13 protein-coding genes are annotated in these 16,285 nt (G+C 72.2%); 3 read left to right on the plus strand and 10 right to left on the minus strand.

Annotated elements, in window-relative coordinates; genetic code table 11:
• Positions 1-44: 44 nt before the first annotated feature.
• The 10 genes from ftsQ to rsmH form a co-directional block, all read right to left on the minus strand.
• Positions 45-839 carry a cell division protein FtsQ gene (gene ftsQ, locus IE108_RS26905; RefSeq protein WP_064727426.1) on the minus strand — a complete coding sequence of 265 codons (795 nt, stop codon included), beginning with the start codon at positions 837-839 and terminating at the stop codon, positions 45-47.
• Between the two features lie 22 nt (positions 840-861).
• Positions 862-1,956: an undecaprenyldiphospho-muramoylpentapeptide beta-N-acetylglucosaminyltransferase gene (gene murG, locus IE108_RS26910; protein ID WP_064727427.1), complete on the minus strand. Its 1,095-nt coding sequence runs from the start codon at positions 1,954-1,956 to the stop codon at positions 862-864.
• 6 nt (positions 1,957-1,962) lie between these two features.
• Entirely contained in the window at positions 1,963-3,333 is a 1,371-nt protein-coding gene (gene ftsW, locus IE108_RS26915; protein ID WP_064727428.1) for a putative lipid II flippase FtsW, read from the minus strand.
• 77 nt (positions 3,334-3,410) lie between these two features.
• Complete coding sequence (gene murD, locus IE108_RS26920) at positions 3,411-4,856, minus strand: UDP-N-acetylmuramoyl-L-alanine--D-glutamate ligase (protein ID WP_064727429.1); 1,446 nt, start codon at positions 4,854-4,856, stop codon at positions 3,411-3,413.
• Positions 4,838-5,929, minus strand: a complete 1,092-nt coding sequence (gene mraY, locus IE108_RS26925; protein WP_064727430.1) for a phospho-N-acetylmuramoyl-pentapeptide-transferase — start codon at positions 5,927-5,929, stop codon at positions 4,838-4,840. Before mraY ends, murD begins: the two co-directional genes overlap by 19 nt.
• Positions 5,929-7,344 carry a UDP-N-acetylmuramoyl-tripeptide--D-alanyl-D-alanine ligase gene (locus IE108_RS26930; protein ID WP_064727431.1) on the minus strand — a complete coding sequence of 472 codons (1,416 nt, stop codon included), beginning with the start codon at positions 7,342-7,344 and terminating at the stop codon, positions 5,929-5,931. The genes mraY and IE108_RS26930 overlap by 1 nt, the downstream gene beginning before the upstream one ends.
• Before the next feature lie 37 nt (positions 7,345-7,381).
• The gene (locus IE108_RS26935) at positions 7,382-8,902 is read right to left on the minus strand and encodes a UDP-N-acetylmuramoyl-L-alanyl-D-glutamate--2,6-diaminopimelate ligase (RefSeq protein ID WP_064727432.1); all 1,521 of its coding nucleotides are present in this window, start codon (positions 8,900-8,902) and stop codon (positions 7,382-7,384) included.
• A 195-nt stretch (positions 8,903-9,097) separates the two neighbouring features.
• The gene (locus IE108_RS26940) at positions 9,098-11,065 is read right to left on the minus strand and encodes a peptidoglycan D,D-transpeptidase FtsI family protein (RefSeq protein ID WP_107420122.1); all 1,968 of its coding nucleotides are present in this window, start codon (positions 11,063-11,065) and stop codon (positions 9,098-9,100) included.
• Positions 11,062-11,607, minus strand: a complete 546-nt coding sequence (gene ftsL / locus IE108_RS26945; RefSeq protein WP_064727433.1) for a cell division protein FtsL — start codon at positions 11,605-11,607, stop codon at positions 11,062-11,064. The genes IE108_RS26940 and ftsL overlap by 4 nt, the downstream gene beginning before the upstream one ends.
• Positions 11,608-11,668: 61 nt before the next feature.
• Positions 11,669-12,625, minus strand: coding sequence for a 16S rRNA (cytosine(1402)-N(4))-methyltransferase RsmH (gene rsmH, locus IE108_RS26950; RefSeq protein WP_079163486.1), 957 nt, complete (start codon positions 12,623-12,625; stop codon positions 11,669-11,671).
• Between the two features lie 424 nt (positions 12,626-13,049).
• Between rsmH and IE108_RS26955 the strand changes: the two genes are divergently transcribed.
• The 3 genes from IE108_RS26955 to IE108_RS26965 all read left to right on the plus strand — a co-directional run bounded on the left by IE108_RS26955 (position 13,050) and on the right by IE108_RS26965 (position 16,191).
• Positions 13,050-13,583, plus strand: a complete 534-nt coding sequence (locus IE108_RS26955) for a beta-class carbonic anhydrase (protein ID WP_226487073.1) — start codon at positions 13,050-13,052, stop codon at positions 13,581-13,583.
• Between the two features lie 173 nt (positions 13,584-13,756).
• Positions 13,757-14,830, plus strand: a complete 1,074-nt coding sequence (locus tag IE108_RS26960) for an AAA family ATPase (RefSeq protein ID WP_372462948.1) — start codon at positions 13,757-13,759, stop codon at positions 14,828-14,830.
• Positions 14,830-16,191, plus strand: a complete 1,362-nt coding sequence (locus IE108_RS26965) for a DUF58 domain-containing protein (protein WP_064727437.1) — start codon at positions 14,830-14,832, stop codon at positions 16,189-16,191. Before IE108_RS26960 ends, IE108_RS26965 begins: the two co-directional genes overlap by 1 nt.
• Positions 16,192-16,285: the final 94 nt, after the last annotated feature.

A 16,285-nucleotide genomic window follows, 5' to 3' on the forward strand; every position in this document is an offset into this window, starting at 1 on the left:
CCGTAGCGCTGCCCAGTCAGGGTGCTGGCCTGCACGGATGCCCGTCAACTCGCCGATGACGCGGGGGCGGTGGGAACGCTTACGTCGAAGTGCCGTGCCTTGGAGGTCGCTTTCATCAGCGCGGTGAGCGCGCGGGCCTTGTCCGCGCCCTGTTCGCCGCTCCCCCACGCGACGGTCCGCTCGCGGCTCAACTCCAGCGAGATGTCGTCGTAGGAACGGACCTTGACGGCCCGTGTGTCCCGGGCGACCGCGCCCGGGAGGCGGCCGGCCACCCGTACCGCCTCCCGGATCAGGCGGTCCTCGTCGAAGCGGCGCAGGCTCGCCCCCGCGGAGCCGGACCGGGCGGGTTCCAATTCCAGTCTCGGCACGCCTTTCGGCGCGCGGGAAACCGTGGCGAATCGGACGCCCGCATCATCCACTTCCACGAATTTTCCGCCCTTTTGGACAAGCAGGACCGGAGTACGCTCCGTCACTTTCAGTCCGATTCCGTGCGGCCAGGAACGCTCCACAGCGACCTCGTCGACGCGGGGCAGTTTCCGGCGCAGTCGCGCCTCGACCGCCTCGGTGTCGACGGACACCAGGGGGTCGCCGACGGGCACGTCGGCGGCCTCGCGCACCTGTGCGGCGGTGAGTACCCGAGTGCCGGAGACCGACACGTCCTCCACGCGGGTCCAGTTCGAGCCGTAGAGCACCCAGACGGTGCCGCCCGCGAGGAGCACGAGGGCGAGTGCCGTGATGATGATCGTACGGAGACGGGGCGGGCGGAACCTCCGTGTGCGGGGCGGGCCGGACGACTCCTGCTGGCGTTCCCCGCGCTCGGCGGTGGTCGGTCCGGCCACGCTCCCTGCCTTCCGTCAGTCTCTAGCGGTGGGCACGGGCGGCGATCGCCTCGTACACCATGCCGACGAGGAGGTCGTCGGCGTCCCGGCGGCCGAACTCGGCGGCGGCGCGGGACATCTCGTACAGCCGGTGCGGGTCGGCGAGCACCGGCAGCACGTTCTGCTGGAGCCACTCCGGCGTCAGTTCCGCGTCGTCGACCAGCAGTCCGCCGCCCGCCTTGACCACCGGCTGGGCGTTGAGCCGCTGTTCGCCGTTGCCGATGGGCAGCGGGACGTAGGCGGCCGGCAGCCCGACGGCGGAGAGTTCGGCGACGGTCATCGCGCCCGCGCGGCAGAGCATCATGTCGGCGGCGGCGTACGCGAGGTCCATCCGGTCCAGATAACTTACCGGGATGTACGGAGGCATCCCCGGCATCTGGTGGACCTGCGGCAGTTCGTTCTTGGGGCCGACCGCGTGCAGGATCTGGATGCCGGCCTGCTGGAGCCAGGGCGCGACCTGCTGGATGACCTCGTTGAGCCGGCGGGCGCCCTGCGAGCCGCCGGTGACCAGCAGCGTCGGCAGGTTGGGGTCGAGCCCGAACATCGCGCGGGCCTCGGGACGGGCGGCGGCCCGGTCCAGGGTGGCGATGGAGCGGCGCAGCGGGATGCCGATGTAGCGGGAGTTGCGCAGCTTGCTGTCGGGGGTGGAGACGGCGACCTGACTGGCGTAGCGCGAGCCGATCTTGTTGGCCAGGCCGGGGCGGGCGTTGGCCTCGTGCACGACGATCGGCACGCCGAGCCGCTTGGCCGCGAGGTAGGCGGGCAGCGCCACGTAACCGCCGAAGCCGGCCACGGCGTCCGCCTTGGTGCGCTCCAGGATCTGCTCGGTGGCCTTGATGGTCCCGCGCAGCCGGCCCGGGACGGTGATCAGCTCCGGGGTGGGCTTGCGGGGCAGCGGTACGGCCGGGATCAGCGCCAGTTCGTACCCGCGCTCGGGTACCAGGCGGGTCTCGAGGCCGCGTTCCGTGCCCAGGGCCGTGATCCCCACGGTCGGATCCTGCCTGCGCAGGGCGTCCGCGAGGGCGAGCGCGGGCTCGATGTGGCCCGCGGTTCCTCCGCCGGCGAGTACGACATGCACCGAAATTCACCGCTCTCCGGACGAGCGCGCCGCCGAGGCACGCCGTCGCATCGTGTTCCAACTCCGGGGGCCCCGCTTGGTTCCGGGACCCCTGGCCCCCCGCTTTCTACCAAAGCGAGGTTGCCGCAGCGCAAGCGCCGCCCGCGCACCGGGTTCGTCACGCGCGAAGGCGATCAGCAGACCGATGGCGAACATGGTCGGCAGCAGGGCGGAACCGCCGTAGGAGAACAGCGGGAGCGGGACACCGGCGATCGGCAGCAGCCCGAGGACCGCACCGATGTTGATCACGGCCTGGGCCGTGATCCAGGTGGTCACGCCTCCCGCGGCATACCTCACGAACGGGTCCTCCGTGCGTCCGGCCACGCGGATACCCGCATAGCCTAGAGCCGCGAAGAGGGCGAGTACCGACAGCGTCCCCGCCAGGCCCAGTTCCTCACCGGTGACGGCGAAGATGAAGTCGGTGTGCGCTTCGGGGAGTTGGCCCCATTTCTCCACACTGGCACCGAGCCCGGAGCCGAACAGCCCGCCGGATGCGAGGGCGTAGATGCCGTGCACGGCCTGCCAGCAGGCGTCGCCCGGACCGGGGTCGGTGGCGCCGAGGCAGCCCAGCCGCGCCATGCGGTTGGGGCTGGTCTTGATGAGGATGAAACCGAGCAGCGCGGCGACCGATAGCACCCCTGCGAAGAGCCGGGTGGGCGCACCGGCCAGCCAGAGCAGGCCGAACAGGATCGCCGTGAGGATGATCGCGGTGCCCATGTCGCCGCCGATCATGATCAGCCCGAGCAGCATGAACGCGGCCGGCACCAGCGGCACCAGCATGTGCTTCCACTGGGTGAGCAGCTTCCTTTCCTGCTTGCGGGCCAGCAGGTCCGCGCCCCACAGCACCAGGGCCAGCTTGCCGAACTCGCTGGGCTGGATCTGGAAGGAGCCGCCGAGCGAGATCCAGTTCTGGTTGCCGTTGACCGCGACTCCTATCCCCGGCACCTGCACCAGGATCATCAGGAAGACGGCGCCGGCGAGGATCGGGTAGGCGAGCGCGCGGTGCAGCTTCACCGGCATCCGCATGGCGGCCACGAGCAGTCCGGCGCCGATCAGGGCGGCCAGGGCCTGCTTGCGGAAGAAGTAGGAGCCGGGCAGCGACAGCTGGAGCGCGGTGATCTGGGAGGCCGAGTAGACCATCACCAGGCCGAGCACGGTGATCAGCGCACTGCCGCCGAAGATCAGGTAGTAGGCGGTCAGCGGCCGGTCCCAGGCGCGGCGCAGGCGCAGGTAGAGGCGGAGCACCGGGTTCTCGTGCCGCGGTCCCGGCGCCGGGGGTCGTCCCGCGGCCCGCTGCACGGGCGGGCGTCCGGTACGGCTCTGGGGACTACCGGGCATCGCTGCCTCCGCTGTACGTCGGCATGGACCGTCCCACGCGTCCTCCCCGAGTTCGCCCGGCGCGGGAGGCTGCCGGGTCAGGCGCCGAGTTCGCGAACGGCCTGTGCGAACGCGTCGCCGCGCTTGTTGTAGTTGGTGAACATGTCCATGGAGGCACAGGCCGGGGCCAGCAGGACCGTATCGCCGGGCCGGGCGAGTCGCTGGGCTTCCTGGACGGCCTGGAGCATCGCACCAGTGTCGGTCCGGTCGAGGTCGACCACGGGTACTTCGGGGGCGTGTCGCGCCAGGGCTTCGCGGATCAGGGCGCGGTCGGCGCCGATCAGCACGGCACCGCGCAGCCGCTTCGCCGCGCCCGCGACCAGTTCGTCGAAGGTCGCGCCCTTGGCCAGCCCGCCGGCGATCCACACGATCGACTCGTACGCCGCCAAGGAGGCTTCGGTGGCATGGGTGTTGGTGGCCTTGGAGTCGTCCACGTAGGCGACCCCGTCGACGTCGGCGACGTGCGCGATGCGGTGGGCGTCGGGCGTGAAGGCGCGCAGCCCGTCGCGTACGGCCGCCGCGGAGACGCCGAAGGAGCGGGCGAGGGCGGCGGCGGCCAGGGCGTTGGCGATGTTGTGCGGGGCGGGCGGGTTGACGTCGGAGACCTCGGCCAGTTCCTGGGCGTTCCTGTGCCGGTCCTCGACGAAGGCGCGGTCGACCAGGAGGCCTTCCACCACGCCGAGTTGGGAGGGCGCCGGCGAGCCGAGGGTGAAGCCGACGGCCCGGCAACCCTCCTCGACGTCGGCCGCGCGGACCAGGTCCTCGGTCGCCTTGTCGGCGACGTTGTAGACGCAGGCGACGCGGTTGCCCTCGTAGATCCGGCCCTTGTCGGCGGCGTAGGCCTCCATGGAGCCGTGCCAGTCGAGGTGGTCGGGGGCGAGGTTGAGGACGGCGGCCGAGTGGGCGCGCAGGGAGGGGGCCCAGTGGAGCTGGTAGCTGGACAGCTCCACGGCCAGGACGTCGTACTCCTCGTCGCCGGTGACCGCGTCCAGCAGGGAGACGCCGATGTTGCCGACGGCGGCGGTGCGCAGACCGGCCGCCCGCAGGATCGACGCCAGCATCTGGACGGTGGTGGTCTTGCCGTTGGTGCCGGTGACCGCGAGCCAGGGCGCCGCCTTCCGGCCGTCCCGGTCACGCAGCCGCCAGGCGAGTTCGACGTCGCCCCAGACCGGGACGCCGGCCTCGTGGGCCGCGGTGAACAGCGGCTTGTCGGGCTTCCAGCCGGGTGCGGTGACGATCAGTTCGGTGCCCTCGGGCAGTGTCGCCCCGTCGCCGAGGCGCACGGTGACGCCGAGCGTCTCCAGCTCCGCGGCCTGCGTGCGGGCGCGCTCGTCGTCGCCGTCGTTGACGACGGTGACGCGCGCGCCGAGCCCGTGCAGGACCTTGGCGGCCGGGACGCCGGAGACGCCGAGGCCGGCGACGGTGACGTGCTTGCCCCGGAAGTCGAAGGGCGCCGAGGAGTCGGTCACTTGTCCGCTGCCCATCCCGCGTAGAAGAGGCCCAGTCCGACGATCACACAGATGCCCTGGATGATCCAGAAACGGACCACGACAAGGACCTCGGACCAGCCTTTGAGTTCGAAGTGGTGCTGGAGTGGCGCCATCCGGAAGACCCGCTTGCCGGTCAGGCGGAAGGAGCCGACCTGGATGACCACCGACATGGTGATCAGGACGAACAGGCCGCCCAGGATGGCCATCAGCAGCTCGGTGCGCGAGCAGATCGCCAGACCCGCGAGCACACCGCCGAGCGCGAGCGAACCGGTGTCGCCCATGAAGATCTTGGCCGGCGAGGTGTTCCACCACAGGAAGCCGAGGCAGGCGCCCATCAGCGCGGACGCGACCACGGCGAGGTCGAGGGGGTCTCTCACCTCGTAGCAGGCGCCCGGGTTGGTCAGGGTCAGCGCGTTGGCGCAGGACTCCTGGAACTGCCAGACGCCGATGAAGGTGTAGGCGCCGAAGACCAGGACGGAGGCGCCGGTGGCGAGACCGTCCAGGCCGTCGGTCAGGTTCACGCCGTTCGACATCGCGAGGATCATGAACAGCGCCCAGATGACGAACAGCACCGGGCCGATCGACCAGCCGAAGTCGGTGATGAACGACAGCTTGGTCGAGGCCGGGGTGTTGCCGCGGTTGTCCGCGAACTGCAGCGAGAGCACGGCGAAGCCGATGCCGACGATCAGCTGGCCGGCCATCTTCGCCTTGGCCCGCAGGCCCAGCGACCGCCTCTTGACGATCTTGATGTAGTCGTCGAGGAAGCCGACCAGGCCCATGCCCACCATCAGACCGAGCACCAGCAGGCCCGAGAAGGTCGGGCCCGCGTCGGTGTCGGGGTCCAGGTAGCTGGTGATCACCTTCGCCAGGAAGTAGGCGGCGACCGTGGCGAAGATGAAGGCGATACCGCCCATGGTCGGCGTACCGCGCTTGCTGGCGTGCTCGCGCGGTCCGTCGTCGCGGATGTACTGGCCGTAGCCCTTGCGGGCCAGCAGCTTGATCAGCAGCGGGGTGCCGACCAGCGTCAGGAAGAGCCCGATGACGCCCGCGAACAGGATCTGCTTCATCATCGGGCGGCAACCTCACCCTCGGTGCCGGTCTCCAGGAGCGCCGTGGCGACGCTCTCCAGACCCACCGAACGGGACGCCTTCACGAGCACGACGTCCCCCGGGCGCAACTCGCTGCGCAACAGGTCGACCGCCGCCTGTGCGTCGGACACGTGCACCGACTCCTCACCCCACGAACCCTCGTTATATGCGCCCAGTTGCAGCCATTGGGCTTCCCTGCCCCCGACCGCGACGAGCTTGCTGACGTTGAGCCGGACGGCGAGCCGTCCGACCGCGTCGTGCTCGGCGAGCGCCTCGTCCCCGAGCTCGGCCATCTTGCCGAGCACCGCCCACGTGCGACGTCCCTTGCCCATGGCCACCAGCGCGCGCAGCGCGGCTTTCATCGACTCGGGGTTCGCGTTGTAGGCGTCGTTGACGACCGTCACGCCGTCCGGGCGCTCGGTGACCTCCATCCGCCAGCGGGAGAGGGAGCCCGCTTCGGAGAGCGCGGTGGCGATCTCGTCTGCGGACATGCCCAACTCGTGGGCGACGGCGGCCGCGGCGAGCGCGTTCGACACGTGGTGCTCACCGTACAGGCGCATGGTCACATCGCTTGCACCGGAGGGTGTGTGAAGCCTGAACGAGGGTTGTCCGGTGTCCGTGAGTCGCACGTTCTCGGCGCGAACGTCCGCTTCGTCGGACTCTCCGAAAAGGAGCACCTTCGCCTTCGTCCGGGACGCCATGGCCCGTACGAGGGTGTCGTCCGCGTTGAGGATCGCGGTGCCGCCCTCCTCGGCCGGCGGCAGCGCCTCGACGAGTTCGCCCTTGGCCTGGGCGATCTGCTCCCGGCCGCCGAACTCGCCGATGTGCGCGGAGCCGACGTTGAGGACGAGACCGACCTTCGGCGGGGTCAGCTCGCAGAGGTACCGGATGTGGCCGATGCCGCGGGCGCCCATCTCCAGGACGAGGAAGCGCGTCTCCTCGGTGGCGGTGAGCGCGGTGAGCGGCAGCCCGATCTCGTTGTTCAGGGAGCCGGGCGTGAAGACCGTCGGCGCCTTGCGGCGCAGCACCTGGGCGATGAGGTCCTTGGTGCTGGTCTTGCCGGCGGACCCGGTGAGGGCGACGAGCGTGGTGCCGAGGCGGTGCACGACGTGCCGGGCGAGGGCGCCGAGGGCGGCCTGGACGTCGTCCACGACGATCGCGGGCACGCCGACGGGGCGGGAGCCGAGCACGGCCACCGCCCCCGACTCGACGACCGCGGCGGCGAAGTCGTGGCCGTCCACCCGCTCGCCGACGAAGGCGACGAAGAGGCTGCCCGGTCCCGCTTCCCGGGAATCCCGGACAACGGGGCCGGTGACCTGCGCGGACGCGTCCGGTATGTCGTGCATCCGCCCGCCGACGACTTCTGCGATCTCGGCGAGAGAGAGGGTGATCACAAGTTCGTCCCCTGGATCATCTGGGTCATTCGGGATCTCATCCCTGGGTCTTCTTGATGGCTTCGCGCAGCACCTGGCGGTCGTCGAAGGGACGGACCACCCCGGCGATGTCCTGGCCCTGCTCGTGGCCCTTGCCGGCCACCAGCACCGTGTCGCCGGGCTCGGCCCGGGCGACGGCGGCGGCGATGGCGGCGGCCCGGTCCTCGAAGACCTGGACCTCGCCGCGCTCGTGCGCGGGCACGGAGGCCGCGCCCTGGAGCATGGTGGCGAGGATCGCGAGGGGGTCCTCGGAGCGGGGGTTGTCGGAGGTCAGTACGGCCGTGTCGGCGAACCGCGCCACGGCGGCCCCCATCGGCTCGCGCTTGGTGGTGTCCCGGTCGCCGCCGCAGCCGAGGACGGCGTGCAGCTTGCCCTCGGTCACCTTGCGCAGGGCACGCAGGACCGACTCGACGGCGTCGGTCTTGTGGGCGTAGTCGACCACCGCGAAGTACGGCTGGCCCTCGTCCACGCGCTCCAGGCGGCCCGGCACGCCCGGCACCGCGGCGACGCCGTCGGCGGCCTCCTGCGGGTCCAGGCCGGCGGCGGCCAGGGCGACGATCGCGGCGAGGGTGTTCGCCACGTTGAAGGGTCCGGCCAGCGGCGACTTGGCGGCGATCCGCTCGCCCTTCGGACCGAGCACGGTGAAGGTCGAGTCCAGCGGACCGACCTCGACGCCGTCGGCGCGCCAGTCGGCGTCGGGGTGGCCCTCGGCGGAGTAGGTGACGACCGGGACGGTGGCCTCGTTGGCGAGGCGGCGCCCGTACTCGTCGTCCACGTTGACCACGCCCAGCTTGCTGCGCTTCGGCGTGAACAGCTGCGCCTTGGCCTGGAAGTAGTCCTCCATCCCGGAGTGGAACTCCATGTGCTCCGGGCTGAGGTTGGTGAAGACCGCGATGTCGAAGACGCAGGCGTCGACGCGGCCGAGCACCAGGGCGTGGCTGGAGACCTCCATGGCGACCGCCTCGGTACCCCGCTCGCGCATCACCGCGAACAGGGCCTGGAGGTCGGTGGCCTCCGGCGTGGTCCGCTCGGACTTGATGCGCTCGTCGCCGATGCGCATCTCGACCGTGCCGATGAGGCCGGTGGACTTCGCGGTGCGCAGACCGCCCTCGACCAGGTAGGCGGTGGTGGTCTTGCCGGAGGTGCCGGTGATGCCGATCTGGAGCAGGTCCCGGCCGGGGTGGCCGTAGATCGTGGCCGCCAGCTCGCCCATCCGCGCCCGCGGGTCGTCGACGACGAGCGCGGGCAGGCCGGCGGCGGCGACGCGTTCGGCGCCGGACGGGTCGGTCAGCACGGCGACCGCGCCGAGGCCCTCGGCCTGGGTGGCGAAGTCGGCCCCGTGGAGGCGGGCGCCGGGCAGGGCGGCGTACAGGTCACCGGGGCGGACGGCACGGGAGTCGTGGGTGATGCCCGTGACCCCCGCGGTGCTGTCGGGCGCGGTGACACCCAGCTGATCGGCGAGTTCCGCGAGGGGTGTGGCGGAGATCCGCACCGGCCGGGGCGGTCCCGGGTATGTCACGGGGTGGCCCTTCTGGGTGGTTTGGGACTGATCAGGGTGTGGCACGGCGGTGAGCGTACCGGGCGTACCGGCTTCCGGGCGAAGTGAGGGCTCGGGGGTGCTCTGGTTCCCGGGGTCGGGGGTGATCGTCGTCACGGGTGGTTCCTGGTGGCTCGGTACTGAATCGGCGCTGGCTCGGTACTGGCCCGGTGGGGGTCAGGGCTTGAAGGTGACCGGGAGTCTCGCGGGGGCGGCCCCGGTCGGGGGGACCTGAAGGGTCTTCAGGGCGAACTCCATGACCTGCTTGTAGATGGGTCCGCAGATCTGGCCGCCGAAGTAGCTGCCCGCGGTGGCGTTCTGGATGGCGCAGTAGACGGTGACGCGGGGTTTGTCGGAGGGGGCGAACCCGGCGAACGAGGAGGTGTACCCCTTGTACTGGCCGGTGGCCGGATCCACTCGGTTGGCCGTGCCCGTCTTGCCCGCCACGCGGTAGCCGGGGATACGGGCCTTGGTGCCGGTGCCCTCCTCGTCGTCGACGACGGACTCCAGCATCTGGGAGAGGGTCTTCGCTGTCTTCTCGCTGATCACACGCCTCTTGTCCGGCTCCGGGGCCGGTGCGAAGCGTCCGTCGGCGTCCTTGGTGCCGCGCACGAGCGTGGGTTCGACCCGGACGCCGCCGTTGGCGATGGTCGAGTACACGGAGGCCGCCTGGAGCGCGTTGATGGAGACGCCCTGGCCGAAAGGGATCGTGTACTGCTGCGAGGTGGACCACTGGCCGGGCGGCGCCAGGATGCCCTTGGTCTCGCCGGGGAAGCCGAGCCCGCTGTAGCCGCCGAGCCCGAACTTGCGCAGGTAGGAGTAGAGCACCTTGTTGGCCTCGGGCTGCGTCCCGCCCAGCTCGCCGGTGGCCATGATGGTGCCGATGTTGCTGGACTTGGCGAGCACGCCGTTGAGGGTGAGGTACCACGTCGGGTGGTCGACGTCGTCCTTGAAGAGGCGGTCGCCGCGCTTGAGGCGGTTGGGCACGGTGATGTGGGTGCCCGGGGTGGCGGCGTTCTCCTCCAGCACGGCCGCCATGGACATCACCTTGGCGGTGGAGCCCGGCTCGAAGGCGTCCTGGAGGGCGCCGTTGCCCAGCGCGTTCGGGTCGGCGTGGGCGAGGTCGCCCGGATCGAAGCCGGGCGAGTTGGCCATGGCGAGGATCTCGCCGGTTGCGGTGTCCTGGACGATGACGTAGCCGCCGTCCGCCTTGGACTTCTCCACCTGCTCGCTGATGGCGTCCTGCGCCGCCCACTGGATGTCGCGGTCGATGGTCAGCTCGACGTCGCTGCCGGGCACGGCCGGTGTCTCGGTGGAGCCGGCGGTGGGCACCTGCCGTCCGCCGGACTGCGCGTAGCGGATCTTGCCGTCCTCGCCCGCCAGCTTCTTGTCCAGCTGCCGCTCCAGGCCGCCGCCGCCCTTGCCGTCGGCGCCGACCCAGCCGAGGACGGCGGCGGCCAGGTCGCCGCCCGGGTACACGCGCTTGCTGCTGGGGTCGGCGAAGACGCCCGCGAGCGCGTTGACCACGGAGGTGTCCGTCTCCGACTTGGTGGTGAGCGCGGACTTCAGGTCCTTGATCTGGTTCCAGACCTGCGGGGTCTGCCGCTGGGCCAGGCGGACGTAGCGCAGCTCCTTGTTCTCCGGGCGCAGCCGCTCGACCAGGTCCTCCTGCTCCTCGCCGAGGATGGGCGCGAGGAGCGCCGCGGCCTGCTCGGGGCCGTCGTCGACCTTCAGCTGTTCGCGGGTGAACATCGTGGGGTCCGCGGTGATGTCGTAGGAGTCCACGGTGGTCGCGAGGGCGACGCCGTTGCGGTCGGTGATGCCGCCGCGCTCGGCGGGCAGGGTGTGGACGACGTAGCGGTTCTGCTCGGCCTTGGCGGAGTACGTCCCGGCGTCCACGGCCTGCACCTGGAGGAGCCGCACGACGAAGGCGGCCAGCACGAGGGTGAGCGCGAGGCCGATCATCCGCAGGCGCGGCCGGTGGCTGCCCAGCCGGATGGTGCGGGGCGCGGACGGCCGGGGCGGGCCGGGACGGCGGGCCGGCCGGGCACCGGGGCCGGGCTGCCGCCGCCCGCCGGGGCGGACGGGCCTCGCGGGTCCGGGCACGCGGCGACGCGGCGGTTCCCTGTCGGACACTTCCGTCACCTGCCGGGAGTCGGGGTCGGGGTCGGGCTCTGGGTGGGCGCCGGGGCCGCGGTGGACGTGGCGGAGGGGGCCGGGGGCGGCTGGGTGCCGACGGGAGTCGGACTGGCGGTGGCGGCGCCGCCGGGCGGTGCGGTCAGCGCCTCGGGGGCGAGGACCAGCGGGGTGGTCCCGGTCGGTGCCGCACTGGGCGAGCCCTTGACGGTGCCGTCGGGGGCGAGGAAGGCGGGGTCGCCGCCGGGGACCATGCCCAGCTCGCGGGCGCGGCGCTGGAGGGCCCGAGGGGCGGAGTAGGCGTCGATGTCGCGCTGGAGCGCCTGTTCCTCGTCGGTCAGGCTCTTCGTCTCCTCTTTGAGGTCGTCCAGCTGGAAGGAGCCCTCGCTGAGCGCGGAGTTCAGCACCAGGAGGCCGATGAGACCGCCGCCGAGCAGCAGGACGACCAGGAGCACGAAGGGTGCCCGGGCCGCCTGGCCGCGGCCGCCGGCGGGCGGGAGGAGCCGGGCCAGCCGGGCCGCCCTCCCCTTCAGTTCGGGTTTCCCGCTCACTGGCCCTCCCCTCGGCCGGGGTGGACCGTCGCCGCCCCGTGTCTGGCCTGCCTCACTCGCTTCACCCGATGGACTCCCTGATGCGCTCGGCGCCGCGCAGCCGTGCCGGTGCCGCCCGCCGGTTCTCGGCGATCTCCTCCTCGGTGGGAAGTTCGGCACCGCGCGTGAGCAGCTTGAGCCGGGGCGCGTAGCGTTCGGGGACGACCGGCAGACCGGGCGGCGCGGTGTTGGCCGCGCCGGCCGCGAACACCTGCTTGACCAGCCGGTCTTCGAGGGACTGGTAGGACAGCACCGCGATCCGCCCGCCGACGCCGATCGCCTCGACCGCGGCCGGGATGGCCCGCTCCAGGACGGACAGCTCGCCGTTGACCTCGATGCGCAGCGCCTGGAAGGTGCGCTTGGCCGGGTTGCCGCCGGTGCGCTTGGCGGCCTGCGGGAGCGCGGCGCGGATCAGCTCCACGAGCCGTGCGCTGTTGGTGAACGGCTCCTTCTCGCGCTCGCGCACCACCGCGGACACGATCCGCTTGGCCTGCTTCTCCTCGCCGTACGCCCGCAGGATGCGGACGAGTTCGCCCGGCGGGTAGGTGTTGAGGACCTCGGCGGCGCTCATGCCGGTCGTCTGGTCCATCCGCATGTCGAGCGGGGCGTCCTGGGCGTAGGCGAACCCGCGGTCGGCCTCGTCGAGTTGCATGGAGGAGACGCCGAGGTCGAAGAGCACGCCCTGGACGCGCGGGATGCCGAGCCGGTCCAGCACCTCGGGCAGCTCGTCGTAGACGGCGTGCACGAGGGTGGCGCGCTCGCCGTAGGGGGCGAGGCGCTCGCCGGACAGGCGCAGGGCCTCCTTGTCCCGGTCGAGCGCGACGAGGCGGGCCTCGGGAAAGCGTTCGAGCAGCGCCTCGCTGTGGCCGCCGAGTCCCAGTGTGCAGTCGACGACCACGGCCCCCGGCTCCTTCAGGGCGGGTGCCAGCAGGTCCAGACACCGCTGGAGCATCACCGGGACGTGTCGACTCTGGCTCAAGTGGGGCGGCCTCTCAGGTCCGGCGCGGCGTCACGCACCGCCGGGTCCCCTCCCGCTCGCTCGTGAAGGGGAGCCCCGCCGGCGCCGGAAGCGTCGGCCGGCCGGGAGCGGGAGGAGGCCGAGCCGTACGTACGCGCCGCGCACGTGGGGAGAACTGGCGGGGCGTCGCCCAGGTCTCCGGGGTTTCAGTCCAGCAGGGAGTGCCTCGCCTCCCGCTTCGCGTCACTTTAGTCCACCCTGTCGCCCGGTCAATCAACCGGCCTGCGCGTCGCGTACGGCGCCGGACCGCGCGAATCGGCACGGTCCGGTACTTCACTCGCGCGGCGGCGCCCGTACGGGTCTGTGGAGTGGCTCACAACAAGCCGCGTTGACGTTCTTTGTCCCTCTTCACAGCGGGCTCGGCCCGTCGGTGACCAGTAACGTCATGGTTATGACGACTTCTGCATCGGTTCCCGCCGGCTCCGGCTCCCCCACCGACCGGTTCGTCGAGGCGAACGCGCGCTACGGCGCCCAGTTCGCCGACGCCGAGCTGGCCGGCCGTCCCGCCCTCCACACCGCCGTCGTGGCCTGCATGGACGCCCGCCTGGACGTCACCGCCGCGCTCGGGCTGCGCAACGGCGACTGCCACGTCATCCGCAACGCGGGCGGCGCCGTCACGGACGACGTGATCCGCTCCCTCACCATCAGCCAGCGCGCGCTCGGCACCACCGCCGTCGTCCTGGTGCACCACACGGCGTGCGGCATGGAGACCCTCACCGAGGACTTCCGCCGCGAGCTGGAACTGGAGGTCGGCCAGCGGCCCGTCTGGGCCGTCGAGTCCTTCCAGGACGTCGACCAGGACGTGCGCCAGTCGATCGAACGGGTGCGCACCTCGCCGTTCCTGCCGCACACCGACGACGTACGTGGTTTCGTCTACGACGTGAAGACGGGCCTGCTGCGCGAGGTCGCTCCCGCCTGAGCCGAGTACCGCAAAGGGCGCAAGCCCCGACATGTCACCGCCAGTTGTCCACAGGCGAGTGACACGAATCGGTAACGGCGGCAAGAATGCGGGAAGTGGTGTCGTGCGGAACTTTTTCCGTGCGGTGTCCGTGATCCGGGGTGGAAGTGCGGGGAAAGGCCGAGGAGGGCCGGGTGACGACCTTTGACGACCAGGCGAGCCATGGAGGCAGCCCCGACCGGGCGTATGCGCGGGTGGGGGACGATCTGACGGCTGTCGTCGAGCGGGTCCGCGGTTCGGTCGAGGACGTGATCGAGGGCAAGCCCGAGGTCGTGCGGCTCTCGCTGACGGTGCTGCTCGCCGAGGGGCACCTGCTGATCGAGGACGTCCCCGGAGTCGGCAAGACCATGCTGGCCAAGGCGCTGGCGCGGTCCATCGACTGCTCCGTGCGCCGCATCCAGTTCACCCCCGACCTGCTGCCCTCGGACATCACCGGCGTGTCCATCTGGGACCAGCAGCGCCGGGACTTCGAGTTCAAGCCCGGCGCGATCTTCGCGCAGGTGGTGATCGGCGACGAGATCAACCGCGCCTCGCCGAAGACCCAGTCGGCGCTCCTGGAGTCGATGGAGGAGCGCCAGGTCACCATCGACGGCCAGACCTACGAGCTGCCCAGCCCCTTCATGGTGGTCGCCACGCAGAACCCGGTCGAGATGGAGGGCACCTATCCGCTGCCCGAGGCCCAGCGCGACCGCTTCATGGCCCGGGTCTCCATCGGCTACCCCAGCCCGGAGGCCGAGCTGGAGATGCTCGACGTGCACGGCGGGGTGAACCCGCTGGACGACCTCCAGCCGGTGGCCCACGCCGACGAGATCCTCAAGCTGATCGAGGCCGTCCGCGGCGTCCACGTCGCCGAGCCGGTCCGCCGGTACGCCGTGGACCTGGTCGCGGCCACCCGCAGCCACCCCGACCTCAGACTCGGCGCCTCGCCGCGCGCCACGCTGCACCTGCTGCGCGCGGCGAAGGCCTCCGCCGCCCTGAGCGGCCGGGACTACGCGCTGCCGGACGACGTGCAGGCCCTCGCGGTCGCGGTCCTCGCCCACCGCCTGCTGCCGACCGCGCAGGCCCAGCTCAACCGCCGCAGCGCCGAACAGGTCGTCCAGGAGATCCTCCAGCGCACCCCGGTGCCCGCGGCACCCCAGCAGCAGACGGGCTTCGGCATGAGCCGCGGCGCGCCCGCGTATCCCCAGCAGCCGCCGCGGAGGCTTTGATGGACGCCGGGGGGACGGACGGGCCGCGGGACGACCGGGGCGAGGGCGGCGGCGTCCGCACCGCCCTGACCGGTCTGACCACCCGCGGCCGCTCCTTCCTGGCCGCCGGGATCGCGGCCGCAGCCTGCGCCTACGTCCTCGGGCAGAGCGACCTGCTCCGGGTCGGGCTGCTGCTCGGGGTCCTGCCCCTGGCCTGCGCGACCGTGCTGTACCGCACGCGTTACCGGGTGGCGGGCAGCCGCCGCCTCTCCCCCGAGCGCGTGCCGGCCGGCAGCGAGGCCCGGGTGCACCTGCGCGTGGACAACGTCTCGCGGATGCCGACTGGGCTGCTGATGCTCCAGGACCGGGTGCCCTACGTGCTCGGGCCCCGGCCCCGTTTCGTGCTCGACCGGGTCGAGCCGGGCGGCCGGCGTGAGGTGTCCTACCGGGTCCGCTCCGACCTGCGCGGCCGCTATCCGCTCGGCCCGCTGCAGCTGCGGCTGACCGACCCCTTCGGACTGTGCGAGCTGACCCGCTCCTTCTCCACCCACGACACCCTGACCGTGATCCCGCGCGTGGAGGCGCTGCCGCCGGTGCGGCTCGGCGGGGAGGCGAAGGGGTACGGCGAGGGGCGGCAGCGCTCGCTGGCCCTGGCGGGCGACGACGACGTGATCCCGCGCGGGTACCGCCACGGCGACGACCTGCGCCGGGTGCACTGGCGCTCCACCGCGCGCTACGGCGAGCTGATGGTGCGCCGCGAGGAGCAGCCGCAGCGCGCCCGCTGCACGGTGCTGCTGGACACCCGCGGCCTGGCGTACGAGGGCGCGGGCCCCGACTCGCCCTTCGAGTGGGCGGTGTCGGGCGCGGCCTCCGTGCTGGTGCACATGCTGGAGCGGGGCTTCTCCGTCCGGCTGGTCACGGACACCGGCGACTCGGTGCCGGGCGAGGGCACCGACGGCTTCGCGGGCTCCGGCCAGGGCACGGCCGACGCGGCCGGGCTGATGCTGGACACCCTCGCGGTGATCGACCACTCCGACGGCACGGACCTGTCCCCCGCCTACGAGGTGCTGCGCGGCGGGGGCGAGGGGCTGCTGGTCGCGTTCTTCGGCGACCTCGACGAGGAGCAGGCCGCGGTGGCCGCCAGGATGCGGCAGCGCGGTGGCGGCGCCGTGGCCTTCGTACTGGACGGCGGGGACTGGGCGCGGGAACCGGCGGACGTGCCCGGCGCGTTGGACCGGGGCGGGGATCGGCTGCGGATGCTGCGCGAGGCGGGCTGGACCGCCGTGGGCGTTCCGCACGGCGCCACCCTGGAGGAGCTGTGGCGCCTGGCCGACCGCGAACGCACCGCCCTCGCGGCGGCCGGCGGGGAGGGGACGCGATGAGCGGACGGACACGGCGGAGGACGTACGCCGGGACGGCGGCCCCCGGGGCCCAGGCGTCCCCGGCGCGGACCGGCCGCCCCCGTCCCGCGGCGGG

It is taken from the genome of Streptomyces parvulus (genome assembly GCF_014648855.1).
Taxonomy (GTDB): Bacteria; Actinomycetota; Actinomycetes; order Streptomycetales; family Streptomycetaceae; genus Streptomyces; species Streptomyces parvulus.

What these genes read in the sequence shown, in the direction of transcription:
- ftsW (WP_064727428.1), bottom strand. Translation starts at nt 3,333, where the DNA reads ATGCCCGGTAGTCCCCAGAGCCGTACCGGACGCCCGCCCGTGCAGCGG.
- murD (WP_064727429.1), bottom strand. Translation starts at nt 4,856, where the DNA reads ATGGGCAGCGGACAAGTGACCGACTCCTCGGCGCCCTTCGACTTCCGG.
- mraY (WP_064727430.1), bottom strand. Translation starts at nt 5,929, where the DNA reads ATGAAGCAGATCCTGTTCGCGGGCGTCATCGGGCTCTTCCTGACGCTG.
- IE108_RS26955 (WP_226487073.1), top strand. Translation starts at nt 13,050, where the DNA reads ATGGTTATGACGACTTCTGCATCGGTTCCCGCCGGCTCCGGCTCCCCC.
- IE108_RS26965 (WP_064727437.1), top strand. Translation starts at nt 14,830, where the DNA reads ATGGACGCCGGGGGGACGGACGGGCCGCGGGACGACCGGGGCGAGGGC.